We start from the raw sequence: 26,293 nt of genomic DNA, 5'->3' as shown, positions 1-26,293 counted from the left end.
TCACAGCTAGATAAGAGCGCATGAGCGGTTGATTTTTGACCTATGCTTATCCTGACAACCTTCATTTGAAAGCGTTGAATATAAGGAAAGCACGATGAGCAAACCCATAATCGCTGGCAACACACCTATCAAGGTCGAAGTGAAAACAGGGCAAGACTATTATTTTTGTACCTGTGGACGCTCGAAAAACCAACCCTATTGTGACGGCTCCCATGCAGGAACAGACTTCAAACCAAAAAGCTTTTCTGTCGACAAAGACGGAGATGCCTTTTTATGTCGATGCAAACACACCGCCAATCCTCCTTATTGCGATGGCAGCCACAAACAGTTTTCAAACGAACAAGTAGGTACTGAAGGGCCGGGTGTCACCGCTAAAGCAAATGACGCCCCAGTCGCTACTCAAACTAAAGAAGAGCCAACCGTTGAGTTTATTCATCAGCTCGCGCGCGAAGGACTATCAAAGCTTGGGCATCATGGCCCCATGACCTCGATGGGCGTACCACGACATCTATTACCTCATTGGGATGATCTGCAAGTCATGGTGGCTCAAATGGCGACAAAACCTTTGCTAGAAGATGCTGTTGTCAGTACAGAGCTTGTCATTGGTCCGCAAGCCAAAAAGCCGCTTAAGCTTAATATTCCCTTATTCGTATCTGACATGAGCTTTGGCGCGCTATCTGAGGAAGCAAAGGTCTCGTTGGCAACGGGGGCTGAGCTAGCGGGAACGGGTATTTGTTCAGGGGAGGGAGGCATGCTTCCTGAAGAGCAAGCTGCCAACTCGCGCTACTTTTACGAGCTTGCCAGTGCTGGCTTTGGTTACGATGAGGACAAGCTCAAATCAGTGCAAGCTTTTCACTTCAAAGGTGGGCAGGGTGCGAAAACGGGTACTGGCGGGCATCTTCCAGGTAACAAGAATATAGGCAAAATCTCTCAAGTTCGCGGCATCCCCGAAGGCGAGCCAGCCATCTCGCCCCCGACCTTTAAAGATCTCAATAGCGCTGAAGACTTCAAAGCATTTGCAGACCGAGTACGAGAAGTCACAGGAGGCATACCTATCGGTTTTAAACTGAGTGCGAACCATATTGAAGAAGACATTCAGTTCGCCCTAGATGCCAGCGCGGATTACATCATTTTAGATGGGCGAGGCGGCGGTACTGGTGCTGCACCAGAAATGTTTCGTGATCATATAAGTGTGCCAACCATTCCTGCTCTAGCGAGAGCGCGGCGATATCTCGATGAGCAAGGGATGAGTGGCAAAGTGACGCTCATCATAACTGGCGGATTGCGCGTCCCAATGGATTTTGTGAAAGCGATGGCGCTGGGTGCCGATGGGGTCGCAATATCAAATAGTGCCATGCAATCAATAGGCTGTGTAGCGGCGAGAATGTGTAATACCAATAATTGCCCAGCCGGGATCGCCACTCAAAAAGCCGACTTGCGCCAAAGATTGAATGTAGACAAAGCGTCAAACCAACTTAAGAACTTTTTTGAAGCCTCAGTGACACTCATGCAAGTGATGGCAAGAGCATGTGGGCATCATGATTTGAGTCAGTTCAACCGTAACGATTTAGCGACTTGGGATCGTGATATGGCACATTTGTCTGGCGTGAAGTACTCGGGGTATGAACGCTAGCGGCTGATATGCACTGAATAATGAAGTCGTAGTTCAAGCTTTAGTAGTTAGGATGCCGCGGCCACTTTGGCCGCGGTGTTTTTTTGTAATTTCTCGTTGACCTGTCTATAGCTTTATAGTTTAAAGTTCATAACCATCAATCACCGAGGGCGATAGTGTGTATCGAATATCTGAGCTGGCAGCCGAAGTTGGGTTGTCACGAACGGCGCTGCTTTACTACGAGAAACAGAAGCTAATTTGTGGCAAAAGGTTGGCTAACGGCTACCGAGTCTACAGCGATAAAGATTTACAACGAGTCCGATTGATACAGCAATTGCAAGCGGGTGGATTAACACTAAGAGAATGCAAAGCGTGTCTAGAAGCTAAAGTCGATAGAGCGCTGCTGCAAAGCCGTTTGTATACGCTTGAACAAGAGATTGAGCACAAGCAGAAGTCGCGTGATTTATTGGCGGCGATGCTGGGTGAGGGAGACCTAAAAGCGTGGCACGAAGGATTGGATAAACTCGCACCCGATGCTCATTTAGATTGGTTGATTAAGCAGGGCTTTAGTGAAAAAGAGGCCCTGAGACTGAAATGGTTATCAAAAAACATGAACGAACATGAAATTTATATGGCTGACTTTATGAAGGTTTTCGAAACGCTTGAGCGTTGGGGGCCGGGAAGTGAGCAGGAAACACGAAAAGCACTCAACGCAGTACCAAAAGCGCCGAAACAGCTTCTTGAAGTTGGCTGTGGTAAAGGCTTGGCTACCAAAGTACTAGCAGAAAACAGCAACGCAAACATCTCTGCAATCGATAATGAGCAGTCTGCGCTGGTTCGACTTAATGAGCGCTTCGAAGCGCTTGGCTTATCCAAAAGGCTAATTACTGTCGCTGCAAGCATGACAGATCTACCGTTTGAACAGAAAAGCTTCGACCTTATCTGGGCAGAAGGCAGTGCCTACATCATGGGTGTTGAGAAAGCCCTAACACAATGGAAGCCTCTTTTAGCCGACAATGGATATATCATGTTGAGTGACATGGTTTGGAAGACACCGACACTAAGTGAAGCGTCTGTTGAGTTTTGGAATCAAGAATATCCAGATATCCAGCAGGTAGAAACTCGTCTCGAGCAGATGAAAAAGGCGGGTTACCTTGTTGTTGACCACTTTCCTATGAGTCAAGAAGCATGGATGAACTACTACGGACCGCTTGGTGAACGTGTCAAAGAGCTTGAACCAGGTATGTCTGAAAAAGCAGCATGGAAAGACATTAAGCATGAGGTAGAGATCTGCACTCAATTTGCTGACGAGTTTGGCTACCACATGTTCATTGTTCAAGCGCAAAAACAGTAAGGTTGTTGGTCAACGATAGGGCCGTCGGAGGGCAATATAGATTGTTATGAAAGGAGCTTCTTTCAAGCTCCTAATAACGGTATGGACATTAAAGTCTGACCCTTTTTAGGCGCTTTGCTAGCAGCAACGCTATAAGAGATGACAAAATAGATTGAGCATTTTTTGAAACGCTTTTGGACATTAGTAGCACATTTGCCGAATTTGTCGTCATTCCGCACTCGATGCGGAATCTACTAAACGCGCACACCTAGAATTAAAAATTGGTTATCGGTGATCACATTTATTCCCTAGCTGGGGTAACTCATTTTTGGACAAAAGTAAGTTAAGGCAGTGGATCTTGAACTGCCGTTATTGATGAGAAAATCTATTAAGCATCGCCATGATGGCCGTGGACAGGAGATTACTCCATGGACTCACAACAGCAAATCCATTTTAATCAACTATATCAAATACATCTTAATCACTTAACTCTACAAGGTAAACGCCCCGCCACCATCAATGCCTATGCACGTGCAGTGCGTCGCCTCGGTGCGTTTTACGATTTCTATATTAAACAATCTCCATACTTCCTGAACATTTGCTCCTTAATCTTTGTTCTGTCCACAAAGGATGTGTCCACTGAGGATACGCCCACAAAGGGCAACCAATATTATTTCGAATAGGAGAAGCAAGATGAAAAAATTAACAGGTGCAATCATTGCCTTAACATTTACAGTAGCAGCTGCAACTCAAGCTTATGCAACAGGTTTTGGCGACAGAATTGCCAGCGAACTTGATTTAACGCCAGAGCAAACAGTTCAGTTCCAAGAAGTGCAATCTAAGCGCAAGGCTCACATGGAAGATGCGTTAAAAGTCAGAGAGCAAATCAAAGCCCTTGCTAGCTCTGGTGACATTGATGGTGCAGCGATTTTAGCAGGCCAACAAGCTGAGAAAAAAGTTCGTGCAATGTACGCGCTTAGAACAGAGTTATCAACATTCTTAACAGAAGAACAAATGGCGACATTAGCTGATATTCGTGACCGTATAGCAGAGAAAAAACAAAGAGTAAAACAGTTCATTAGCGGCAAATAAAGCGGTGAATAAGTCTTTCGTGTGTATAGTTAGCTTCGGCGTTAATGCTTAAGCTAACTGCTCTTTGCATGACAGCCAGCCAAAAAAATTGCTCATTATTGAATTGAATATGAGCGCTTTTAATTAAAGAGGAATAAGAGGAAAAGCATATGACTAATCGGGCATTAAATTTATTATTGGTTTGTTGTTTTAGCGTGTTTGCGTTCACTGTTAACGCTAGTGATATTTCAGACAGACTTGCCAAAGCAAAACAACAAGTCGAACAAATAAAGACTCGTTTAAACTTAACGGACAAACAGAAAGAGCAAGTGACACCGATTTTTGAAAATAGTATGTCAAAGCGACAAGCGATTCTTGGTGACTATGGTATTGACCTTGACAGTTATGAGATAAAACAGGGTGAGAAATTGGGTTTTCGTGAAGCAAGAAAGCTGAAAAACAAAATGGAAGAACTTCGCAAGCAAACATTAACGGAGCTTGAACGTGTACTTACTGATGAACAGCTAACAGAATATGAACAAATCCAAGAAGAATTAGCTGCTAAAATTCGTAGCCAGATCAGAGCTGCACGATAAATTTTCTAGCTGGTGCTAACGCTGTTAACTTGCGTATTTGGGTTTAAACAAACATGAAATTACGAAACTCTGTATTTGCCGCTATTTTTGCTACCGCTTTGATAAGTACTATCTTTCTGCTTATGTTACAACAGGTTAGGTTTAGTTATGCGTTTAACGAGTACATGGGAAAAAGTCGAATAGAGCGAATTGAAAAACTACACTTGAAATTAAAAGAGGGTTTTGCAAAAACAGGTAACTGGCAATTTCTCACGGACCAGTTTGATACGGCAAATTCTAATAGCAGTACACCAGATGAACAGAATTTAGAACGACTAAACGAATGGTTGCTATGGTTCGACTTTCCTCGTGGCGTAGCAATATTAGACTCTAACAATGCCGAGCTAATTGGCGAGTTTGAAGCAAACATGCAATTAATCGCAATTTACCATCAAAACAAAGAGGTTGGCTTTCTTGCGGTAAAAGATAACCGTGAGGTCAAAGCTGAGCTCGATAGCCACTTTGTTAAGCAGCAGGTCAGAAATCTCATTTTCATTACACTTCTAACCCTGCTTACCGCGTTGTTATCCGCTTATTTCTTTTCCCGTAGGCTCACCAAACCGATTTCCGATATCGCCAATGTATTGAACAACCTTCGTAAAGGCGACCTTTCAACACGCAGTGAATACAAACGTAACAATGAACTTGGCCAGTTATCGTCCGATGTTAACTATTTAGCTAATACACTTGAGCAAAACCGAGATTCTCGTCAACGCTGGATAACGGATATATCCCACGAATTACGCACACCCATTACCATTTTGATGGGTGAACTGGAATGCTTGGAAGATGGACTCACGCCTTTTGACAACAAGGCCGTGACTTCGTTGAAAGAGGAAGTCTCAGGGCTTAATAGGCTGGTGGCTGATTTACACCAATTAAACATAGCGGACCAGGGCGAATTACGCTTGGAGTGCCAACCAAACAACATCAGCGAAATGGTTCAAAAATGTCTGCAAAAGTACCAACCTATTTTTACCGAAAGAGACATAACCACGACTAATCAGCTGTCAAGATCGTTAATAGCTCACGTCGATAAAACTCGATTGCAACAAGTGTTGGTTAACCTATTTGAAAATTGCGCCCGTTATACCGACATCGCGGGTGACATTCGAATATCCGCAAGCCAAGACAATCAATTTGTCACCTTGGTGATTGAAAATACCGCTTCAGAAATCTCGGAAGAATCTCTGCCTAAATTGTTCGAACGACTCTATCGTATCGATGAATCCCGCAATAAATTCTCTGGCGGCAGTGGTCTTGGCTTAGCTATCTGCACTGCGATTGTTGAAGCTCATGGGGGCAAGATCCGCGCTTCCTGTTCATCACTTAACGGCTTGGCGGTCTCGATGACATTACCATTAAGTTCAATTAGTTAATTCAGAGAGTACATTTGAACATGACGAACAAAATTTTAATTGTTGAAGACGACGAAAAAATTGCAACAATATTGGCAAAATACGCACAAGGTTCAGGTTACAACCACCACATCATAAATGATGGCGCAGAGGTGATAAGTTGGGTCAAAACAAACGAGCCTGATGCGATATTGTTAGACATCATGCTGCCAAACGTCTCCGGCACAGAATTGTGCAAACAAATAAGAGAATTTAGCGAGGTGCCAGTTTTAATGGTCACCGCAAAAGTGGAAGAAATCGACCGACTGTTAGGTTTAGAAATTGGTGCAGACGACTACATCTGTAAACCATTCAGCCCAAAAGAAGTTATGGCGCGGATCAAAACCATATTAAGACGCGTTCCGACTAAAGCACCCGACTCGTTATTTCAGCTGGACGTTGCCAGCCAGCGAGCTAAATTGCAAAATATTGAATTACCGTTAACGCCAGTCGAATTCCGTATTCTACATGCGTTTACGTCTAAACCTGACAACGTATGGAATCGTGAGCAACTACTCAATAAAATGTACGACGATTACCGAGAAGTAAGCGACAGAACCGTCGACAGCCACGTTGCTAACTTACGCAAAAAGCTTCTTGCTAGCCCACTTAAACACGACTTTATCGGCTCGGTTTATGGAGTAGGTTACCGGTTTGTGTTGCCGTAATACTGCACTGCTACAACAACTTTAAACTAAGTAAATAATTTTACCTGGTAATTAGAAAGTAAAACTGAATCAACCAGCCTTGATAGGCCACTTTCAACCATTACAAAATGTAGGTCAAGTGGGAGAGACCGCTAAGAAACTTTGGGGCAAAACCTTCTTAGAAAACAGGCAAACTACGACAAAAAGCACCAAAAAGTTTCGCACTTTATTGTCATAGTTCTAATCTTTATTGTCGAGGTATCGAACTTTGTTGTCCACCTACACGAGAGTTGTTCAGTGAGTCCGACATCAAGAGAGCAGTAGCCTTTTTTAATATTTCATTGTGCTCTTCAAGGCGAGCTAGTTTCTTCTTCAGCTCTCGTATCTCAATTTGCTCTGGTGTCATTGGTGAGGCTTGAGGAGCTACTTTCTTTCTTGATTGAGCTGCCTTAGCCACTTATCCATTTTGTCGATGTTCCCACAGCCATGGCTTTTGCTGCTTCAACAACGATGTAGTTTTGGTCGAGAACAAGTTATGCTGCTTCGAGCTTGAATTCCGCACTGAAAGTGCGTCTGGTACGCTTGGTCATAGTTTCACCTGTCATGCCAAGAGGTGTATCTTAACACCTCTAATCAGGTGGCCAAGTTCACCGTACCACTACAATCTTACTGCTACCTTTTGCTCTGGTTTGCTCATACCAGTTTTATATACCCAGTATTTTATTTCTTCTTCACATCCTACGTTTATCACACGGTAATTATCGTCTTTATCGATGGCATGGATAACCACACCAGCTAAAAAACCTGTTTCTAAGTGATGAAGCTCATTTATAGCCATTTCGATCGCTTTATCCAGCGAGTAACCTAAACGCATCGCCATTATAATGGAGTAGGAAGTGTTGGCTCGAATAGTCATTTCACCAGTGTGGGTACATGCGGCAGCACCATAGCGACTGTCTGCATAAAATCCAGCACCGGCTATAGGTGAGTCCCCAAGACGACCAGGGTATTTCCATGCCCAGCCAGACGTACTTGTAGCGGCATACATACTTTTATTAACGTCTTTGGTTAGAAAAACCGTGGTATCTCTAACTTTTTCAGGATCGGTTATCATCGAATTAAGCCCTGCCAGAGCGCGGGTGGCCATATCCGGATTTTCCTCCCCAGTTACCTCTTGAAGTTTTTTGAACCAAACTTCTTTTGAGTCTTCGAGCAATGGGTTACCGCATTCAAAACCCATTTCATAGGCAAAGCGAGTCGCTCCTTCTCCGACCAATATCTCATGATTGAGCACTTCCATTACTTTGCGGGCAATTCGTGTCACATGAAAATGGTCTTTGACAGCTCCGACAGCTCCGGTACGGAGAGTATCCCCATCCATGACCGCCCCGTCGAACTCCATATCACCTATGAGGTTAGGCCAACCGCCGTACCCAACACTGCGAATTTTTGGTTCAGCTTCTACTTTTTCTATTCCATAAATGATGGCATCTAAACCGTTTTTGCCAGCTTTTAACATTTGAGCGGTCTCATTAATACCTGGCCATGCTTCTGAATTTGATAAAACAATCATCACTTACTACCCATCTTTCCCAAAGATATTAGACATCCAGCTTTTTCCGCCGTCAGAAGGACTTTTGTCTCTTTCCAATCAGGAATTGATGCAATTTAGATAAGCACCTTGTTTATTCGGTGTGCCATATCTTCAAAACAACGGATTGGACTGGCGGTTCTAAGATACGATGAGGCAATATGAACACAGGGGAGCATATTGCCTGTACTACGTTGGCGTAAAGAACAAAGGCTCACACCCTTTATTATTTGAAATTACGCTTCAACTTTAACGGCAAGTTCAGGACTGTCTTCTGTCAGGCCAATTTTGCGCATCAATAGAGATACAATATAGAAACATATGAATGTTGAACCAAGAGTAAACAGTAACCAGTTCATATTGAAGAAGATGAGATACTTGATAGTACCAAGCACAAAGAATACGCCTAGTGAGGCAACCATTGCTGCTACTACTGATAGACCGATGTGTTTATCAACCTCAACATCTGAGTTGGCTACAGCAATTGGTCCCCACCCAATACCGCCTGGTCGAACCTTGCGATAGAATGCTGTTAGGTGCTCTTTGGGCTCAGGTTTGGTAAGCAAGGTGACCGTTAGCCAAACTGCAATCGTAATAAAGCATGTTATGACAATCACATACTCTGTTCTAACATCCAAAATAGAGTTTAGGGTTAGCGACACAATCAATGAAGTAGCCATTGCCGATATTTCAGTCCAGGCATTAATCCGCCACCAGAACCAACGCAAGAGGAATACTGGCCCAGTTCCTGCGCCCATGGCAGCTAATATTTTCCATGCTTCATCAATAGAGATGTCCTGCATTAGATAAGCTACAACACCACCTAGTATAAGTACAACAAAGGTTCCTCCCTTTGATGCTCTTGCATAGTGCTGTTCTGAGCCGTCAGTTTTTATAAATCGTTTATAAACGTCATTAACCAAAAATGAAGCACCCCAGTTAATGATTGAACTAATGGTCGACATATAGGCCGCGAAGAATACGACTAACATCAAACCAGCCAGCCCTGGTGGTGATACTGCAGTGATTAGCATTGGGTAGCCGACTCCCGGGTCACCAGCGCCAGACTCTGCCATAATTCGAAGTTCAGGGAATAGTGCCAATGCTGCGAAAGCGGCGATAATCCAAGGCCATGGGCGAACACAGTAATTAGCAATTGAGTACCATAGAGCTGCTTTTACTGACTCTTTTTCATTTTTAGTCGAGAGCAGGCGCTGAAGCTGCGCACCACCACCGCCTGGCTCATCACCAGGGCCAGAAGAAGCCCACCACCGCACGAAAATCAAGATGAGGAAGATATCAAGTGGTAGCCAAGAGTCTTCACCAAAACCAGGCATCATGTCCATGACTTGAGTACTGCCATAGTTTTCTACCAACTTCTGTTGCATAACATCAATCCCGCCGATATGCGATACCGCAACCACCGCAAGAATAATGCACCCCACCATCGCGACTATAAATTGAAAGAAGTCAGTAACAACAACCCCTTTCAGGCCAGCTAAGAGTGTGTAGGCAGCAGTTGCAGCAAGCAAACCGCCAATAATAATCCAATCAAGATGTGGAATGTTTGCCGCACTGTCTACCAGCACAGTATGCTTTAGAACATTCACCATAGCACCGGTAACCCAACCCATCACGATGGTGCAGACAAAAAGTGCAATATAGGATGCACGGTAGCCACGCAGAATCGCAGCCGCCCGCCCGGTATAGCGCAACTCTAGCAACTCAGTATCGGTGACTACCTCTGAACGTCGCCACATCCGAGCATAGAGGAAAGCAACCAACATACCTGACATAGCCGCTGCCCACCAGAACCAGTTTCCAGCCAAGCCATCTCGGGCAATAAAAGCAGTAATAGCCAGGGGAGTATCAGCTGCAAATGAAGTCGCGACCATTGAAGTACCAGCCATCCACCAAGTTAGGTTTCTGCCCGATACAAAGAAGTCGTTCATACTCTTACTGGCTTGTTTACGGTACCTCAAGCCTATATAGAGTGAAAATAGAAAGTAACCGGCTATCAGAGCCCAGTCGATAGGTGACAAAACCATATTAGCTCCTTAATAATTTAAAGTGATTAGCTGATAACCTTCGATTTTTTCAATAGTTACAGTAGTTTCACTCTGAGTTATATCCATATGTGTCAATTTCCCACCTTGTTTAATGGTGTCAACCGACTTAATGTTTGGTAGTTTTACCTTGATCGTTAAATCATGAAGAGGAAGCATTGAGTCAACAATAAGTAGATCTGAACATTTAGTTTCAGGCACGTAATGCAGAAGGTGCATCACGTAGCGCTGATGTTCGGCCTGATGGTTAAGGGTGATAACTAGTGAAGCAGGCCCATCATGCTCAACGAGAGTGTTGCCCAGTAAAGAACGACATTGATCTGCTACAAGTGATCGAACAGCCCTAGGTGCCTTCTGGCCATATATGGTGAACATAGGGTTACTGAAATAGGCAGTATTTGCTGTTGTGACAAGTGCTGGATGAGAGACTTGGCGACTTGACGGAGTGTGTTGGTGAGAACAGAAAAATCTGCCTTCACGGTTAAAGTAGGGGGCATATGTATCGGCCAGCACTTGGCAATTTTGCTCCACTTCGATTCTTACGCCACCTAAGTACATTGCAGTTTCCTCTGCAGGTACGGAGTGATCGCTGGCTAGGTGTGCCAAATCATCGCGCGGGACGAAATAGTCCGGACTAAATGGCACATCACCAAGTGGCTTTACACCAAGTTCAGGGAGTAATGACTCGCGGTTGTCATCAGTAAATGGACTGCTGCCAGCTGCGAGCAACTTGCCACCCATAGTAAGGTAGCGATTTAGGCGCGAAGCGATTTCAGGGTTCAGTGAGTAATCATCAACCAGAACTAATAGTTTGTACTGTGAAAGATCAGCTAGGCTATCGATTATATCGAATTGGAAACCGGCTTCTTGCAATAGGCGAGTAGCCCCAATCAGTGAACGGCGGACATTGAGATCAGCATCATAATTACCCTCCTCAGGGTTTAAGATAGCGAGCTCAACAACTGGCGTTGCATTAGTACAGTATGGCTCAACCCTAGCTAACTGATTGTAAACACGGCTAATAAGATCATAACCAGCGGCAGAGAGCTGACCATCTGGGTGCATCTGGTCGCCGATAGAGCAAGAAGCATTGAGCGCATTAATCAAGAAACATTCATATTCAAGCGCCTCGGTGTTTTTTAATGAATGGAAATCACCCCAGTAGGTATGGAACTTACCCGTCATACCCACTACGGGTTTACCCAGCGTTCTAGCATAGCGGCCAACAACAGGAAAATGGTCATAACCCCACCCGCCAGATGGTAGCGACTCGACTTCGATATGAGATAGAGACTCGATAAAACGGTGGTATCCAGGGTGTACATGGGATGTATTGTAATAAATTGACGCCGTCGGCTTCGTGGCCCGGATCTGATCAGATACCTGTTTTTTAAAATCTGCTAATGTCTGTGCTGCAAACGCTAGAGTCACATTTTGATCATTCAAATCGACTCCTTGTTCTAGCATTTTTTTACGACAGTGCTGGCAGTGACAGTCCTTTACATAAGTGATATCAAAAAAGAACCCGTCGATGTCATACATTTGCTGTAACTCAGCCACTTCGTCCAATATATATTGGCGATAAGGAGAATTAACACACAAGAAGGTATAAAAGCCGTCATGGTAATAGCCTGGCTTGGACCAGTCGGCAACAATCGGGCCACCGTGACGATCTTGCATACACCACTCTGGGTGTCTCTCTGACTGCAACTGATCCCATTGGATGGTTAAATACACTGGAGCCTTAATCCCAGCTTTCTTACACGCATCTAACTGTTCTGCCAACAAATCGGGATTAGACAGATAAGGGTGTATCGCTTCTTGGTGAATTTTAGATGGATAGTAAACCAACCCATGATGGCAACGGCCAAAGCATGTTATTGAGTTTATATCTGATCTAGATACATTTTGAATAAAACTTTCGGCATCAAACTTTGATGCCACATTCTGAATAAGGCTACTTGTATGAAAATCCAAGTGAACCTGACGCTTTGGTAATATGTCCGCTTTCATTTTTTTCCCTATTAGAAAACAAAGTTAATGGTTACGCTGCCATCGTTGGTGAAATAAATAGCACATTTTTCTTATTAATTATTCCCAGTTCACTTTCAGGCAATGCCTCATCACAAATTAATACATCAATGGACTCAAAAGTAGTTAGTTGAATTAACCCGCGTCTATTTATTTTACTAGCATCACTTAGTAATATTACTTGCCCTGCAGCCTTCATCATCGCCTGCTTAACAGATGCATTTAAATCATTTGATTCCCACACCCCTGTATTTGGATTAAATGCAGAGCAAGAAATGAATGCAACATCCAACGATACACGGGAGAGACATTGTGTTGTAAGATGACCATAAAATGATGCGTATTTTGATGAATAGCTTCCACCTGTATTAATAATGTGAATGTTTTTTTTCTTTGACAGTAGGTGTGTGATTTCTAGTGAACTGGTAACCACTGTCAGGGAGATGTTTGGGATCAACTGAGCTACATGCCAAGAGGTAGAACTTGCGTCCAGTCCAATTACTGCTCCTTCTGAAACATAGTTAAGTGCAAGTGAAGCAATCACTTTTTTGCCATGTGACCGTTCCCTTTGCCTATGTAGAAACGAGTTTCCGATATCTTTGTGCTCAATGGCTACCGCACCGCCATGAGTTCTAACCAACTGCTTTTCTCTTTCGAGCTGAGTTAAATCGCGTCGAATAGTTTCAATAGAAACGTCACAGATGGAGACGAGATCATTAATGGATATTTGGCTATCTACACCCAATAATTCAATTATTCTTTTTTGTCTTGCTTCCCGATTTTTCATCGTTATCAGTCTTCAAGCTAATGGTTGCAATCATAATATCCTTTCATTTAGTTGATTAAAGATCTCTTAGCTATATCTGCTTATTATTCATGATCGCCATCACAAAACGCATATTCATCTTTCTATTTCTTTGCGTTAGATCACCTTGAAAAATGACCGAAATACAATAAATTGCGAAGAAACCGGTCATAATGATGGTTTTTATTTATTGCACTGATCAAATATTACAAAAAATGACCGTTTGTAGCATTTTTTCGTTGCTATCGGTCACTTTTCTATAAATGGACATTGAATATATTTATAGACGTGTGCGATTTGTCACAATTTATAAAGCCAAACATGGTTACTAATTCATTTAGTTATTGACCTATGGTCTTATTTATTCAGCATTAATACATGTTTAACGAGGTTTTTTTAATGAGCTCAACAAATTTATATTTGCCCAGAATTGGTATCCGCCCGACGATTGATGGGCGTCGTCAGGGTGTACGCGAGTCTTTAGAACAACAAACAATGACGATGGCAAAAAATGTCGCAATCTTCCTTAGCAGTATATTACGTCACCCAAATGGTGAACCGGTCGAGTGTGTCATTGCGGACACGACCATTGGTGGAGTCGCTGAAGCAGCTGCATGTGCAGAAAAATTCCGCAAAGAAAATGTTGGGCTAACCTTAACTGTTACCCCCTGTTGGTGCTATGGCTCTGAAACAATTGATATGGATCCTCATATGCCAAAAGCTATTTGGGGGTTTAACGGCACAGAGCGCCCTGGTGCAGTATACCTAGCTGCAGCATTAGCTGGTCACAACCAAATGGGGCTTCCTGCTTTCTCTATATATAGCCAAGAGGTTCAGGATGCTGATGACACTTCAATCCCTCAAGATGTACAACAAAAGCTAATACGTTTCGCTCGAGCTGGATTAACTGTTGCCGCTATGCGTGGCAAGTCATACCTCTCGATAGGGTCTGTCTCAATGGGAATCGCAGGGTCGATAATTGATCAATCTTTTTTCCAAGAGTATTTAGGCATGCGTAATGAATATGTCGATATGATTGAGGTAAAACGCCGCCTGGACCGTAATATCTATGATAAAGCAGAGTTCGATTTGGCAATGAGTTGGGTGAAGGCGCATTGCCATGAAGGAACAGATCCCAACCCACCAGAGCAGCAGTTTAATGCCGATGAGAAAGAGAGAATATGGCAGGATGTGGTAAAAATGACCATGATTTGCCGTGATCTAATGGTCGGTAACCCCGAACTAACTAAATTAGGGTTTGGTGAAGAAGGGCTGGGGCACAATGCAATTCTGGCTGGTTTTCAAGGACAACGGCATTGGACAGATCACCTCCCTAATGGTGATTTCATGGAAGCGATTCTCAACTCCAGCTTTGATTGGAATGGTACCCGAGCACCACATATCATGGCTACAGAAAATGACTCGCTTAACGGCGTCAATATGCTGTTTGGATACTTACTTTCTGGCCAAGCACAAGTCTTTGCTGATGTACGTACATATTGGAGCCAAGACTCTGTAGAGCGTGTTACAGGCTTCCATCCCGAAAGTGGATTTATCCACCTTGTAAATTCCGGCTCTGCCGCGCTCGATGGTACTGGCCAACAAAGAGATGCAGAAGGCAATCCAGTGATTAAGCCACATTGGGAAGTCACGCAAGAAGACATTTATAGTTGCCTTGCCAATACACGCTGGCCTGCCGCAGTGAATGAATACTTCCGTGGAGGTGGCTTCTCTTCTCAGTACCTGACTGAAGGAGGGATGCCGTTTACGCTAAGCCGGATCAATATCATTAAAGGGATTGGCCCAGTACTGCAGATAGCAGAAGGTTGGTCGATTGAATTACCTGAGCATGTGCATAACACCTTAAATGAGCGTACTAACGAGACTTGGCCAACAACCTGGTTTGTTCCACGCTTGACCGATAATAACGCTTTTAAAGACGTCTATTCAGTAATGGCGAACTGGGGAGCAAACCACGGTGTTCTATCTTATGGCCATGTCGGAGCCGACTTAATCACTCTTGCATCTATGCTTCGAATTCCTGTCAGTATGCACAATGTGGATAGTAGCGATATTTTCCGCCCAAGTACCTGGGGAGCATTCGGAATGGATACTGAAGGACAAGATTACCGTGCATGCCAAGCTTTTGGCCCTCTTTATCGCTAGAAAGGATCAACCTATATGTCTAAACAAGGCACAGCTGTTTTGATTCTTGATTGTGGTGCAACCAATGTGCGTGCCATGGTCATCAACACTGATGGTTCAATAGTTGCGTCACACCATATTGCCAACCAAACGCAAGTGGATCCACAATCAGGATTCCACCAATGGGATACAGAAAGTATCTGGCATAAGTTCTGCGACTGCACCCAACAATTGCGACAACAAAATGCACTTGATGACATAGCAGGAATCGCTGTGACAACCTTTGGAGTTGATGGTGCCCCTTTTAGCGAACAACAAGAACAACTTGCACCTGTCATTTCTTGGAAGTGCCCACGTACTTTAGACATGTTATCTAAGCTAGACAACTATCTAGATCCGGCCTCACTCTACCAACGCAACGGTGTAGGAGAGTTCAGCTTTAATACACTCTACAAGCTATTGTGGATTAAAGAGAATCAGCCAGAGCTTTTTAATCAGATGGATAAATTTTTATTCATTTCATCTATCTTTACCCACCGCTTAACTGGCAAGTTAACTACTGATCATTCAATGGCTGGCACTTCGATGTTGACTGATATCGTGACACGAGATTGGTGTGAGGTAACGCTAAGCGCCCTTGGACTAAATAGAGCTCACTTCCCGCCGCTGGTCGAAGCAGGAGAGTATATTGGAGGGTTATTATCAGCACCTGCAGAAGCTTTAGGCTTGCCTGTTGGGCTCCCCGTTATTGCTGCCGGGCATGATACTCAATTTGCTGTTCTCGGCTCAGGTGCACGCCACAATCAGCCAGTTTTGAGTGCGGGTACTTGGGAGATATTAATGGCCCGCGTTGAGTGCTTTTCACCGCCCCGAATTCCCCCATCAGCAACGATGACCACCGAGTTTGATGCTAACAAACAGTGGCTTAACCCTGGTATCCAATGGTTATCATCGGGGGTTTTAGAGCCATTAATAGATACGTACTTTCCGCAACTAGTCGGTAATAAACTGCGGTATCAAACAGTCATAGATTTAGCCTCACACGTTCCACCTGGTGCGAACGGTACTCAGGTGGTACCACACTTTGTTCCAGGAGAACAACCAGCATGGAGCATACACAAAAAGGAAGGAGATATAGCCGCCCCAGAGGTTTATCGCGCAGCACTAGAAGCAATGGCTTTCAAGCTAAAGGATAGTTTGAAAGAGCTTGAAGAACGAGCTCAGTTTAAGACAAAGCAACTGTTGTGCGTAGGGGGAGGATCAAAGAATGCACTCTGGAACCAAATCCGGGCAGACGTGTTAAACCTACCCATAAAGGTTATTGAAGCAGCAGAGACAACAGCAATTGGTGCAGCGATGACCGTTTTCTATGGCTTGGGAATATTTCCATCTTTAAGCGCAGCACAACAAAAAATGGCACCAACTCAGACCATTGTTATGCCATCAAGAGATATGTTGTTCTACCAAGAAAATAGAGCAATAGAGCCAACTTGTTAATTGCATTGCACTTAACAATATTTCAAAAAAGAAGATACTTATGAACAGAGAAGAGTTGTCCCAAGAAATTATTAATACCTGCTTAAAAATGACAGATCTGGGCTTAAATCAAGGTACTGCAGGAAATGTAAGTGCCAGGTACAAAGATGGCATGTTGATCACGCCAACGGGTATAGCCTATGAAAAAATGACCACTGAAGATATTGTCTATGTCGATAATTTCGGTAATTTTGAACCAGGGAAAACTCCATCAAGTGAATGGCGCTTCCATCACGTCGTGTATCAAACCCGCAATGACCTCAATGCTGTTATTCATAATCATTCACTAAACTGTACAGGAGTGTCGATCCTAAATAAGGCCATTCCTGCTATTCACTATATGATTGCTGTAGGGGGGGGGCATAAGATCCCTTGTGTTCCTTACGCCACATTCGGAACACCGGAATTAGCTGATAATGTCGCCACAGCCATGACAAACTATAAAGCGATACTGCTTCAACATCACGGACTGATCGCGGCTGAAGTGAATTTAGAGAAAGCCTTTTGGTTAGCCCATGAAGTAGAGGTACTGGCAGAGCTATACCTTCAACTTCTCGCCATTGGTGAAGCACCTGTATTACCCCATGATGAGATTGAACGTGTATTGGAAAAGTTTAAATCTTATGGCTTACGTGTTGAGTAACTGCCAAACAGAGCTACAAGGCATGCTACATACTATTATTTGATGCATATATAGGACATTAAGTGTTTATAGAAATTTGTATAGATAATATTGAATCATTTGATATTGCAGTGAAAGCAGGAGCAGATCGCATTGAGTTATGCAGTGCATTGTCGGTAGGAGGGTTAACCCCATCTCTCGGCTTATGTGAGCTAATAATAAAGCAGAGTACAGTGCCTGTGAATGCAATGATACGGCCCCGTGCTGGCGATTTTGTCTTCTCAAACGATGAATTGGAGATCATGTTGAATGATATCCATGCAATGAAATGCCACGGAATGAACGGGGTCGTTATTGGGGTACTTAATAGGGATGGTTCAATAAACCAAGCTCAGCTAGCACAGCTGTGTGAAGCCGCCAAAGGCATGCAGATCACTTTTCACCGAGCATTTGATTATTGCCCCGACCCAGCTACAGCACTTGAAGTACTTATAGAGCATGGTTGCCACACCCTACTCACTTCTGGCCAACAGGTAAGTGCTGAGCAAGGTATCGCCTTACTAGAAAAACTGGTTAAGCAAGCTAATGGGAGAATTGAAGTAATGCCCGGGGCTGGAGTTAGTAGCAGCAATGCCCATAAAATACAGTTGAGTACCGAAGCTAACTGGCTGCACCTTTCCGGCAAGACAGCGCGACCTTCAAAGATGAACGCAAAGACTAGCCTCGCAATGGGGACTAATGTACATGCGGATCACTATATTGATGTTGCTAGTTTCCAAAAAATCGCAGAAGTTAAAAAGCAAATCTGTCATTCGCAATGATAATGTGATGATTATAGATTTATAAAGTGCAGGCAGCCTCACGACCAGCACACCCGGCCCCGCCATAAGAAACGGGGCCATCTTCCACACCGCAAACACAACAACAACAGGAACCCCCAGGCCCCCGCCTGCACCAATGAGGCGGGGCGCTTTTCGGGTGGGCGGGGGACGTGGTGTCGGAGGACAATAAACTTTGATCGGAAACGAGCCTTTTCAAGCAATTATTGGGCTATAACAAGCTAAAGTTCGATCATTTTTGAGGCGCATTGTTATCTTCAATAGCGCGGAAGTTACAATATAGTTTGATCACCCTCTGAAACGTTTTTGGACAAAACCTTGCTATATGCTTTACTAAATTACATTTAATGAATTAGATCTAGTATGGCAAAATCGTTTCACGCAATGACTATTATTGATTGAGCAGGTGAAAAAAGCTTGGGTTAATATTCCTCATAAAAATGATGTATAGAGGACAACAATAGTCACCCTCTATACTTTTAGAACATGACTATTTTTTCCACCTCAATACTACATCTTCAAATGAAACATCTTTCCAAGCTTCGTTCCATTCCGAGTAAGTATCTATACTTGATGATTTTGGTTCAGGCTTAGGCTTTGGTAGTTCGATCAAACTTGGTATTAGAACAGCGTCACCAACAACAAATGCTTCACCTTGAGATAACGTAGGCAACATATCAATTACTGAGCTTGAACCGTCTGGAAGTAGAGCTTTGATATAATTTTGATCTGCTTTGTTTGTTAAACGCAAAGAAACGAAGTTATTACATTGAGAGAATATTGTATCGGAAACTTCTGACGGTCTTTGACTAACAACCATTAGACTCAAACCATATTTACGCCCTTCCTTAGCTATACGTTCTAAAGAGCGTTTGGAAGCATTGAACTCGCTCCCTCCTTGGCGCGGGATGTAATTATGAGCTTCTTCACAAACTATTAAAAACGGTATGTCGTTGTTTGCTCCAGCATCATGCTGAAGCTTTGAGTAATGAAATGCAAAGTCAAATATCAAACGCGATACCATACTGACTGTCAAACTCAGAACTTAAAAAGGTATACCGCTTAAGTCAATAATAGTTATATTTTGTCTATCGATATAACCTAAAAATTGCTTAATTATCTCTCCGAAATCTTCTGTTTGATAGTCTGATTGATCCTCCTTCTTAGGGGATAGGATAAAGCTTAACCGCTTGTCATTTAGCGTTGTTTCAAATCGAGAGATAAAACGTTCGAAACCTCCGTTAAAACCACCATCCTTGTAAACTTTTTCATTTAACTCTTTATTCTTTCCGTTTGCTGTAGATGGTAGGAAGTCATGGCGATCCCATAATAATTGTTCGTCGTACTCAATTTGTGTTGAAGTGATAGCTAGATATTTTTTACTATCTTTGTCGTAACAGGTGAGGTTGTTTTTGTTTACGATGAAATTAAACACTTCCTTAATGTCAAAGTATATAGGGCTATCGTAAGTCACTTTAGACACTGTGGGGTTGTGTTTTTTCTTATTCAGAATTACAGCGTGCTTGAATTGTGAAACTTGGTTATGTGAATTACTTTCGTTACTTTCTATGAAAAGTGATTCTAGTTCGACAGAATTCATAAGCCAATAAGGTATAGCTATATTATCAACATCCAAGTCGTTTATATTAAAGTTTTGTTCAGTCCCTAATGTAAAGGCTGATTTGTATTCAGAGTGAATGTCGAAGATAAGTATATGTGAGTTTCTTTGGTTTAAAGAATTGGCATTGGTTTCTGAGTCTATACCTACAGCACATTGGAGAATTGAAGATACTGCGAAAGACTTACCAGAACCTGTAGAGCCAACAACAGCTATATGTTTTCCAAAAAATTTGTCCCCATCAACTTTGAAGTCGATAGCATTGTTTTTTGATAGATGGCCTAGTTTGAAATTGAATTTAGAATCATGAGAAAAAATGGATTTTAGGTCATCATTATCAAAAACAAAAACTTCTTCAGTAGGTACTGGTAAAACTTGTGACCCCCTTGAAAAACAAAGTTGACCTCCATTATTCTTAAGAGAGCCAATCGGTGTCGCATCAATAACAAACTTCCAAATTACTGAGTCATCACTCTCTGAGTTTTGACCACTGATATTGTTGATTGTGGCAACTGCATAATTTAAATTTCCGTCGGATATTTTAAGGAAATTACCTATCTGAAGCTGTTCTTTAAAAGTTTCTAATGTCTTCAATCCATTAACTTCGATTGTGATCTGAGATGGCGAACTTGATACTACAAATCCAATTTTATTCATATGTTCCTCTTAATTGCATAACAAACTTGAGTTCGTCAAAATTTTCGACGCCAAGTTGAAAGACATTAGTGTCAAGAGTTTCAACCTCGTCAGGAATTTTACTCGTAACAAAAATGAAGTCGTCACATTTCTTATTATTCAATGTTGTTCCAGAATCTATGAACGATAAAATCCTCGCATCAAAGTCTCGTTCTAAGATTGTACTTCTTGAAACTTTTACAATTGGGTCTCTGAAGAAATGATCTTCTTCAAAACGGCCTCCGACATGACCGGAGTTGCATTTAATGCCTTTTTGGTAAAGTCTATACTCTATTTTTTCCAATTCAGAACGACAGCAATTAATTATAAAAAGTGGAGTCTGTGCCTGTTTAGGCTTAGAGTGGTAAGCTTTTATATAATCGTAAATAAAAGTAACAATTTGATTGTCGAAGTCAAATAGTTCTGATTTGTCAAAGAAAAAATATCTTGAACTTGAGCCTATATTAAGATTTGTAGCTAGCTGTTTTTTGGACAACTGTAAGATTTGAGCTTTATTTTTCAGACTCAGAGTCCATTTTGTCAATAAAGTCGTATTGATCTTATTTAAGTCATTGATTAAATAAGATTTTGTAGCTTTCGTTTATCAAGGTCTTTATAGCTAGACATTTTAGCAATTTTACTAATAGCGTTTGGGTAAACGACACAATCAATATCAGCACCTCTTAAAGGTAACTCTTCAAGTGCATGTTTGACGTTATTTTCCAAATCATTAATTTTAGGGCCGAACTCAAGTTGAACCTTTGACAAGAAAGCCTCTTTATCAAAAGGATTGGACAATCCGAGCAACTATTTTCACAAGGGCTTGGTCATTAGTAGATAGGGCCTTGTCTAACGTTTCAAGTGTTAACTTTTCCGTCCCTAATCTTTGTCCGCCGCAATGCAAATACAATATAAAGGAAAGGTTATTTCCCGATTGTTTTGAGAATGTTTCAGCCATTTGTAGGACTGGCTTGTATATTAAACTATCCGTAAACGAACTTTTGGTTTCATGATATTTACACTGTATCGCCGAAGTGCTGCCATCCGCTTTAACAATGTCTACGTCTTCAATAATCCCTTCAACAGTGACGACGTCGCCTTCATCAGAGTTGGTTAGATCTAATAGCGTTTTATTAAATTGATATAAAAAACCTTTAATCGTGTGATCTGCGGTTCTGCTCATTTACTTACCTAAAAGTCACTACTGTTCAGTAGTTTATTAATATGCAACAGCACACACTAAAACAACACTATTAGTGTCGAATTTCCCCGAGATACATCTCGGGCCAAGTAAAATGAAATAAAAAATGGATAACTTTTTTGTAGGCAAAAGCCCATGAACAGGATGTGAATGAGTAGAAACACTAAGTAGAAAAGGGGCATTTTCGTGTTTCATGCCCCATTAGCAAGCCTCTGGACGATAACAAGCATCGTAACCCTGAAATACTCAAAATATTCTATGCAAGCTAGAGTGGATTAAATTCCGTTCGTTCACCCATCCAACTTTGTTGTAGTGCCTATAGATTATGCTTCCAGCGGAATAGTAGTATTAGTCATCTTGGCTATTAGCTTCCCGACTCGCTCGCGCATCTCGCGTCGATCGACAATCATGTCGATAGCGCCATGCTCTAAAAGGAACTCACTCCGCTGAAAACCTTCGGGCAATTTCTCACGAACGGTTTGCTCTATAACACGACGCCCAGCAAAACCGATAATTGCCTTCGGTTCGCCGATGTTAATATCTCCCAGCATGGCTAGACTTGCTGATACACCACCTAATGTTTGATCAGTTAATACAGATATATAAGGGAGGCCTTCATTAGATATACGATTTAACGCAGCGTTGGTTTTTGACATTTGCATTAACGACATTAGAGACTCTTGCATACGAGCACCGCCACTGGCAGAAAAGCAAACTAATCCACAATTAGCTTCAATAGCGGCCTCAACGGCACGAACAAAACGAGCACCGACAACAGAACCCATTGAGCCAGCCATAAAAGAAAACTCGAAAGCACAGGCAACAACTGGTAAGCCCAGTAGCTTTCCTTTCATCACAACTAAGGCATCCTTTTCTCCTGTACTTTTCTGGGCTATAGCAAGGCGTTCCTTGTAGCGTCTCAGATCCTTAAAGTTCAGTAAATCTTGTGGCTCATGTTCACTGGCAATCTCAACTCGTTCCCCTTTATCCAGAAAGCTGTCTAAGCGGTGGCGTGCCGACATTCTCAAATGATGATCGCATTTTGGACATACCTCCAGATTTTCCTCAAGAGCCATGCGGTAAAGGATCTGGTTGCACGAGGGACATTTAGTCCATACCCCACCTGGAATCGACGCTTTACGTGTACTGATTATATTCTTTTTATCTAATAGCTTTTCTAACCAACTCATGGGATACCTTTACCAGATAACTTTAGTAAGGGGTATTGTATAAGCCAACTTCTGGTAATAAAGTGTCAAATATGGGTTTTATAATCCAACATTATGGGATGAAATGAAATGTTTGATAAGATTGACCAGCAGTGGCTAAAAAGTTTTCATTGTGTCTATGAAAACAACAGCTTTAAACGCGCGGCGGAATTTCTAAGCTTACCGACGTCAAATGTCAGTCGCCATATCGCTTTACTGGAAGAACGACTGGATACACGACTATTTGACAGGACTACACGCCGAATAGCTCCTACAGATGCAGGGGAACATCTTTATTTACGAACACAGCCACTGCTGGACAAGCTTAATGACGCACTTCAGGAAGTGACTCAGCATTCTTCTGAAGTCATGGGACAACTTAGAGTTTTAATGCCAGACTCGCCTGTTTTGGCTCAAGCAGTGGTTTCTTTTTGTACCCAGCATCCCTCAATTTCATTATGTTGTGATACGAGCATCAGCCCTAAAGAGGATTTACTTGATGGGTTTGACGTTATTTTGAGCTTTCAAAGAGGAAAGCTTGAAGACAATAATTGGGTAGCTAAAGAGATTAAACGCTGGCAAAGTGCTGTTGTAGCATCCCCCCAACTTCTGCAGGTCTCTCCCAGACCTTTTCAGATTACCGATTTAAAACACGTTCCGTGCATCAATAGCTTTACAGCACTAAATGGAACTCCTTGGGTTTTCAAAAGTGCTAAAGGTGAGCCAATTACACAAAAGGTACAGTCTTCATTTAAGGTCAATAGCGGACATCTTGCCAAATCTGGCGCATTAGCTGGTTTGGGATTCACGATACTACCAATCGAATCCTGTCGCAATGAGATAGATGCAGGCTCTTTGAACGTCGTAGAACTGGAGTACGAACCTGAAGATTTAGTTTTGTATGTCTTTTATGCTTCCAGAAAACACTTGGCAAAAAAGATCCCAATGTTTATTGAACACTTACAGCACCAAGCAAATTTAGATAAAAGCACATGAGCTGAAGAACAATTTCTATGAAAGGCTTTGTCTGAACCACTTTTTTAGAGTAGGTGATTAGCTAAGTGAATTGTTATGCAGAAGTGAGGCTGCTTGGTGTACGCAGTATGATGCAAGAAACTGGGAGATTCCACGCATCGATATTGCGCTGTTTGCCATTAATAAAAGTCGGGCTATTTTCTGGCGGGATTTACCGCCGTTTTGTTGCGCAAACTTGGAATGGGGCAAAAATAAGCTAGCCTCGTCACTCAGTTTGCGGAGTTGACGATATGATTCAGTGGGCGCGGCCAGTAGATTCCTGCCTTCGCAGGAATGACCGGATTTGGATTTGGGTTATTGACACAGAAAGGGGAAAAGTCGTGTTTGCTATAGCCGGTTCACACAACCTCTACCAAGTGAACTGACAGAGGAAAAGTGACAAACTCTACTGTCTTCTGACAAGAGCCCACTTCACAGTCGGCTTTTTAGTGGCCTGTCCGCATCATTTCTTTTCTATCATTCCAAAACGTTATGAAAATCATAATATCTGATAATTTCACGTACTTTCCCTTTTGTCGTAACCTAGCGCCAGTTGGAAATCACCATTTCGCTTATGTCGTCGACGCTCCTATGCTGGTGAGCGTCCGCATAAGATTCAGGCGAGGGTAAATATGAAAGTTTTGCACACAATGATTCGCGTAGTGGACTTAGATAAGTCCATTAAATTCTACTCAGAAGTTCTTGGTATGAAGGTGTTAGACCGTTTCGAGAATGAAGAGTATCGCTATTCACTCGTTTTTGTTGGCTACGAGGGTCAAGATGCAGGCTCTACCATCGAGCTGACTTATAACTGGGACACAGACCAGTACGACCAAGGCAATGCTTGGGGACATATTGCGATCGGTTGTGACGACATTTATGCAGCATGTGAGCGTATTGAACAGCTTGGTGGCAACATTACTCGTGCGCCGGGTCCAATGAAAGGCGGCGAAACTCACATCGCGTTTGTGAAAGATCCTGATGGTTACTCTATTGAGCTAATTCAATCGAGCAAATAATAGAGAACAGATAGAGGTAAATGATTATGACAGATTCAATGTTTCAACCAATTCAACTTGGTTCGCTTACTCTAAAAAACCGTATCGTGATGCCGCCGATGACTCGCTCTCGTGCATCGCAGCCAGGCAACGTAGCTAACGACATGATGGCCGAGTATTATGCACAGCGCGCTCAAGCAGGTCTTATTGTTGCAGAAGGCACTCAGATTTCTCCAATGGGTCAAGGTTATGCTTGGACACCAGGCATCTACTCGCAAGAGCAGATTGCGGGCTGGAAAAAAGTAACAGATGCGGTACACGATAAAGACGGCGCAATTTTCGCTCAGCTATGGCATGTAGGCCGTGTTACTCACCCAGATAACATCGGTGGTGAACAGCCAATTTCATCGTCTGCGCTCAAAGCAGAAAACGTGAAAGTGTTTGTTGATAATGGCAGCAATGAGCCAGGTTTTGTTGACGTTGTTGAGCCACGTGCAATGACCAAACAAGATATTGAAGACGTGATTGGTCAGTACAGTCAAGCGGCTTTAAACGCTGTTGAAGCGGGCTTTGATGGAATCGAATTGCACGGTGCAAACGGCTACCTCATTAACCAGTTTATCGACTCAGAAGCGAACAACCGTGATGATGAGTATGGTGGTTCAATCGAAAACCGTCTTCGCTTCCTAGATGAAGTGGTTGCGGCAGTTGTTGACGCGATTGGTGCGGACAAAGTGGGTGTGCGTCTAGCCCCATTTACTTCACTTAACGGAACCGTCGATAAAACACCAGTAGAGACGTACACGGCAGCTGCACGCGTACTGGACAAACACAATGTGGTTTACATGCATATTGCTGAAGTGGATTGGGATGATGCGCCAGACACACCTGCTGAGTTTAAAACAGCAGTGCGTGAAGCGTACCAAGGTACCATTATTTATGCTGGTCGCTACAACCAAGAGAAAGCTGAGCAAGCGATCCTTGGCGGTCTTGCGGACATGGTAGGCTTCGGTCGTCCATTTATCGCAAACCCAGATCTGCCGAGTCGTATTCAGCACGGTTACCCGCTAGCACCGCACAACCCAGAGACTCTGTTCGGTGGCAACGAGGTTGGTCTTTTAGACTACCCGGAATACCAGGCGTAATTGACTATCTAACGCAAATTAACAAGATTAGGCTTGAGGCGAGGGGGCATCCTATTTATGGGAATGGCGTCTCGGGCTTCCTCTTTCTTGTTATCTCTAATACA

The 26,293-nt window shown here is 42.9% G+C and carries 23 protein-coding genes and 2 pseudogenes; 14 read left to right on the top strand and 11 right to left on the bottom strand.

The window, feature by feature from the left end; genetic code table 11:
• Positions 1-94 precede the first annotated feature (94 nt).
• From ACVA6Q_RS06575 to ACVA6Q_RS06545, 7 genes and pseudogenes are all read left to right on the top strand, one after another.
• Positions 95-1,633: a glutamate synthase-related protein gene (locus ACVA6Q_RS06575; protein WP_446646952.1), complete on the top strand. Its 1,539-nt coding sequence runs from the start codon at positions 95-97 to the stop codon at positions 1,631-1,633.
• Between the two features lie 157 nt (positions 1,634-1,790).
• On the top strand, positions 1,791-2,966 hold the full coding sequence (locus tag ACVA6Q_RS06570) for a MerR family transcriptional regulator (protein ID WP_446646951.1): 1,176 nt from the start codon (positions 1,791-1,793) through the stop codon (positions 2,964-2,966).
• A 407-nt stretch (positions 2,967-3,373) separates the two neighbouring features.
• Positions 3,374-3,508, top strand: a pseudogene (locus tag ACVA6Q_RS06565) (integrase); the annotation flags it as partial.
• A gap of 130 nt (positions 3,509-3,638) precedes the next feature.
• Positions 3,639-4,037, top strand: a complete 399-nt coding sequence (locus tag ACVA6Q_RS06560) for a Spy/CpxP family protein refolding chaperone (RefSeq protein ID WP_446646950.1) — start codon at positions 3,639-3,641, stop codon at positions 4,035-4,037.
• A 149-nt stretch (positions 4,038-4,186) separates the two neighbouring features.
• Positions 4,187-4,612, top strand: a complete 426-nt coding sequence (locus tag ACVA6Q_RS06555; RefSeq protein ID WP_446646949.1) for a hypothetical protein — start codon at positions 4,187-4,189, stop codon at positions 4,610-4,612.
• Between the two features lie 53 nt (positions 4,613-4,665).
• Positions 4,666-6,030 carry an ATP-binding protein gene (locus ACVA6Q_RS06550; protein ID WP_446646948.1) on the top strand — a complete coding sequence of 455 codons (1,365 nt, stop codon included), beginning with the start codon at positions 4,666-4,668 and terminating at the stop codon, positions 6,028-6,030.
• Positions 6,031-6,050: 20 nt separating this feature from the next.
• Positions 6,051-6,716 carry a response regulator gene (locus ACVA6Q_RS06545; RefSeq protein WP_446646947.1) on the top strand — a complete coding sequence of 222 codons (666 nt, stop codon included), beginning with the start codon at positions 6,051-6,053 and terminating at the stop codon, positions 6,714-6,716.
• A 263-nt stretch (positions 6,717-6,979) separates the two neighbouring features.
• On the opposite strand, the pseudogene ACVA6Q_RS06540 reads toward ACVA6Q_RS06545, so the two are convergent.
• From ACVA6Q_RS06540 to ACVA6Q_RS06520, 5 genes and pseudogenes are all read right to left on the bottom strand, one after another.
• Positions 6,980-7,285 (bottom strand): annotated as a pseudogene (locus tag ACVA6Q_RS06540) (transposase); the annotation flags it as partial.
• Between the two features lie 68 nt (positions 7,286-7,353).
• A complete protein-coding gene (locus ACVA6Q_RS06535) occupies positions 7,354-8,268 on the bottom strand; it encodes a N(4)-(beta-N-acetylglucosaminyl)-L-asparaginase (protein WP_446647194.1) in 915 nt (304 codons plus the stop codon).
• Between the two features lie 254 nt (positions 8,269-8,522).
• Positions 8,523-10,334, bottom strand: a complete 1,812-nt coding sequence (locus ACVA6Q_RS06530) for a sodium:solute symporter family protein (RefSeq protein ID WP_446646946.1) — start codon at positions 10,332-10,334, stop codon at positions 8,523-8,525.
• A 9-nt stretch (positions 10,335-10,343) separates the two neighbouring features.
• On the bottom strand, positions 10,344-12,365 hold the full coding sequence (locus ACVA6Q_RS06525) for an alpha-L-fucosidase (RefSeq protein ID WP_446646945.1): 2,022 nt from the start codon (positions 12,363-12,365) through the stop codon (positions 10,344-10,346).
• A gap of 31 nt (positions 12,366-12,396) precedes the next feature.
• Complete coding sequence (locus tag ACVA6Q_RS06520; protein ID WP_446646944.1) at positions 12,397-13,170, bottom strand: DeoR/GlpR family DNA-binding transcription regulator; 774 nt, start codon at positions 13,168-13,170, stop codon at positions 12,397-12,399.
• Positions 13,171-13,587: 417 nt separating this feature from the next.
• Between ACVA6Q_RS06520 and fucI the strand changes: the two genes are divergently transcribed.
• The 4 genes from fucI to ACVA6Q_RS06500 all read left to right on the top strand — a co-directional run bounded on the left by fucI (position 13,588) and on the right by ACVA6Q_RS06500 (position 18,312).
• A complete protein-coding gene (gene fucI / locus ACVA6Q_RS06515) occupies positions 13,588-15,354 on the top strand; it encodes an L-fucose isomerase (protein WP_446646943.1) in 1,767 nt (588 codons plus the stop codon).
• Between the two features lie 15 nt (positions 15,355-15,369).
• Complete coding sequence (gene fucK, locus ACVA6Q_RS06510; protein WP_446646942.1) at positions 15,370-16,830, top strand: L-fuculokinase; 1,461 nt, start codon at positions 15,370-15,372, stop codon at positions 16,828-16,830.
• A 40-nt stretch (positions 16,831-16,870) separates the two neighbouring features.
• Positions 16,871-17,512 carry an L-fuculose-phosphate aldolase gene (locus tag ACVA6Q_RS06505; RefSeq protein ID WP_446646941.1) on the top strand — a complete coding sequence of 214 codons (642 nt, stop codon included), beginning with the start codon at positions 16,871-16,873 and terminating at the stop codon, positions 17,510-17,512.
• Between the two features lie 62 nt (positions 17,513-17,574).
• Positions 17,575-18,312 carry a copper homeostasis protein CutC gene (locus ACVA6Q_RS06500; protein WP_446646940.1) on the top strand — a complete coding sequence of 246 codons (738 nt, stop codon included), beginning with the start codon at positions 17,575-17,577 and terminating at the stop codon, positions 18,310-18,312.
• Positions 18,313-18,820: 508 nt separating this feature from the next.
• Here the strand turns inward: ACVA6Q_RS06500 and ACVA6Q_RS06495 are convergent.
• From ACVA6Q_RS06495 to accD, 6 genes are all read right to left on the bottom strand, one after another.
• A complete protein-coding gene (locus tag ACVA6Q_RS06495; protein ID WP_446646939.1) occupies positions 18,821-19,366 on the bottom strand; it encodes an ATP-binding protein in 546 nt (181 codons plus the stop codon).
• A gap of 9 nt (positions 19,367-19,375) precedes the next feature.
• Positions 19,376-20,605 carry an ATP-binding protein gene (locus ACVA6Q_RS06490; protein ID WP_446646938.1) on the bottom strand — a complete coding sequence of 410 codons (1,230 nt, stop codon included), beginning with the start codon at positions 20,603-20,605 and terminating at the stop codon, positions 19,376-19,378.
• The gene (locus tag ACVA6Q_RS06485; protein WP_446646937.1) at positions 20,598-21,167 is read right to left on the bottom strand and encodes a hypothetical protein; all 570 of its coding nucleotides are present in this window, start codon (positions 21,165-21,167) and stop codon (positions 20,598-20,600) included. The genes ACVA6Q_RS06490 and ACVA6Q_RS06485 overlap by 8 nt, the downstream gene beginning before the upstream one ends.
• A 32-nt stretch (positions 21,168-21,199) precedes the next feature.
• A complete protein-coding gene (locus ACVA6Q_RS06480; protein WP_446646936.1) occupies positions 21,200-21,391 on the bottom strand; it encodes a hypothetical protein in 192 nt (63 codons plus the stop codon).
• A 13-nt stretch (positions 21,392-21,404) separates the two neighbouring features.
• A complete protein-coding gene (locus tag ACVA6Q_RS06475) occupies positions 21,405-21,806 on the bottom strand; it encodes a hypothetical protein (protein WP_446646935.1) in 402 nt (133 codons plus the stop codon).
• A gap of 341 nt (positions 21,807-22,147) precedes the next feature.
• Entirely contained in the window at positions 22,148-23,014 is an 867-nt protein-coding gene (gene accD / locus ACVA6Q_RS06470) for an acetyl-CoA carboxylase, carboxyltransferase subunit beta (protein WP_446646934.1), read from the bottom strand.
• A 108-nt stretch (positions 23,015-23,122) separates the two neighbouring features.
• Between accD and ACVA6Q_RS06465 the strand changes: the two genes are divergently transcribed.
• From ACVA6Q_RS06465 to ACVA6Q_RS06455, 3 genes are all read left to right on the top strand, one after another.
• Complete coding sequence (locus tag ACVA6Q_RS06465; protein WP_446646933.1) at positions 23,123-24,028, top strand: LysR family transcriptional regulator; 906 nt, start codon at positions 23,123-23,125, stop codon at positions 24,026-24,028.
• A gap of 650 nt (positions 24,029-24,678) precedes the next feature.
• The gene (gene gloA, locus ACVA6Q_RS06460; protein ID WP_042470576.1) at positions 24,679-25,065 is read left to right on the top strand and encodes a lactoylglutathione lyase; all 387 of its coding nucleotides are present in this window, start codon (positions 24,679-24,681) and stop codon (positions 25,063-25,065) included.
• A 26-nt stretch (positions 25,066-25,091) separates the two neighbouring features.
• Positions 25,092-26,189 carry an alkene reductase gene (locus ACVA6Q_RS06455; RefSeq protein WP_446646932.1) on the top strand — a complete coding sequence of 366 codons (1,098 nt, stop codon included), beginning with the start codon at positions 25,092-25,094 and terminating at the stop codon, positions 26,187-26,189.
• The last annotated feature ends 104 nt before the right edge of the window (positions 26,190-26,293 follow it).

It is taken from the genome of Vibrio sp. DNB22_10_4, assembly GCF_052879755.1.
Note: the sequence above shows the minus strand (reverse complement) of the source record. Positions and strands in the feature narration are given on the sequence as shown.